This window comes from Bradyrhizobium sp. JYMT SZCCT0428, from assembly GCF_018131075.1.
Taxonomy (GTDB): Bacteria; Pseudomonadota; Alphaproteobacteria; order Rhizobiales; family Xanthobacteraceae; genus Bradyrhizobium.
The window spans coordinates 1-1662 of the sequence record NZ_JAFCLS010000159.1; the positions used below are offsets into that span (position 1 = coordinate 1).

The following is a 1662-nucleotide window of genomic DNA, read 5'->3' on the forward strand; positions in this document are numbered from 1 at the left end:
TAGATAAGTATGAAACGCTGCCAGCCCCGGTACATGAAACAAAGAGCGAAACGAAACGCGCGTAAACTAAAATGTGCAATTGCCGAGCAGGAAGATGCACTCTGTTGCTCATCGGCCACTCTGGGAATTAACAGCGTGAGAGTGAGACGCTGTGCGTAGACAACTCAGACTGGCCCGCTGGTCAACAGCCTCAGGCAATTCGTTAGTATTTCAACTGCAAGGTATGGCCATTGTCCGAGATCCATCGAATGCCTACCCCCGACGAGTTGATCAATTCCATACCCATTGGCGAAGAGAACGCAATCACGGCTCTCGAAATCTGGAAGGGCGTTTCATTGTGGTCGCATGTCACGGTCAAGGAAAAATTGCGAGGCATGGCCGCGAACGGTTTAATCGAGCGAAAGCAAGTCTCGAACGCAGGCCGACGGCTGAACATACCATTGGAACGCCTCGCGCGTTGAAGGTGCATAAGCTCTGTCCAGTTAGATCAGCCAGCAATGTACTTCGTTGTTATCAGCAATGATGACGCCGCGTAATTTTCATTCGCGCGATGCCGGCAATTGGCACAAAGCCTCGGTTTGCGTGGTGCAGGCCATGTCCGGAGTTGGGGGTAGACCGGAAGCGATTGGCGGGGGCATAACCGACGCGTTTGACCCATAGCGGTCAAGCGAAGTCGGGGTTAAAACACTGGCGGCGTGAAACTGGAACTAGAACCCAGGGCTTTCTGGACAGCGAGCGCGGTTGGATTGGTGATCGCCTATCTTTCGGTTCTACGCCCACGGGCTACCTGGCGGGGAAACTGCTCACGGGCATTGATATTCGAGAGCATGGCTCCAAATCCACCGGGGCAACGAATGTATTGCGGACTCTTGGAAAATGGCCTGCGTTGGTGGTGCTCATCGCCGATGTGCTGAAAGGCGTGGCTGCCATCATCGTTGCCCGCTCGTTCTGTCCTTGGCTCTATACAGAATTATCCCCGACGCCGCCGACGGCACCTGAGTTGCAAGTATGGGTGCCATGGGCTGTTTGCTTGGCAGGAATTGCCGTGCTGTTGGGGCATAGCCGCTCGATCTGGTTGAACTTTACAGGCGGCAAGTCCGCGGCGACTGGGCTCGGTGTGTTGCTGGCGATGTCGTGGCCAGTGGGATTGGGTGCTGCGATGGTCTTTGGCGTCGTGCTGGCTGTTGCCCGAATTGTTTCCCTTAGCTCAATACTCGCGGCGTTGACGGCCATCGTTCTTGTCTGCGGTTTCGAGCACCCGTTGCCCTATCGATTGCTGGTGATCGGAGGCGGCATCTACGTGATTGTTCGTCATCGTACCAACATTCAACGGCTATTAGTGGGAACGGAGCCACGCCTAGGTCGAGGCCGCCCAGATACGAAAACGGAAGCGCAAGTCTAGCGAGTGTATTTTCCGGAGTTTCGACATCGCACGTGGGCCGCTTGTGGCACTTTTGAGACATGCCGCCTATGCTGAGAATGTCCGTTCATCGGGGTAGACCGGAGGTCGCCGTGGTCTGGCCAAACCGACGAATGAGCCTCGGACATGGCGGCCTATCCCAATAGCAACCAACGTGCTTTGATGATCACTATAGAAGCGTCGCGACTTCTTATCTTGCCCACACGGGCAATCTATGTCCGACAATCCAACAGTCTGAAAGC

The 1662-nt window shown here is 55.1% G+C and carries 1 pseudogene; it reads left to right on the plus strand.

Annotated features, from left to right (window positions below):
• Positions 1-701 precede the first annotated feature (701 nt).
• A pseudogene (gene plsY, locus JQ575_RS44150) lies at positions 702-1402 on the plus strand (glycerol-3-phosphate 1-O-acyltransferase PlsY).
• The last annotated feature ends 260 nt before the right edge of the window (positions 1403-1662 follow it).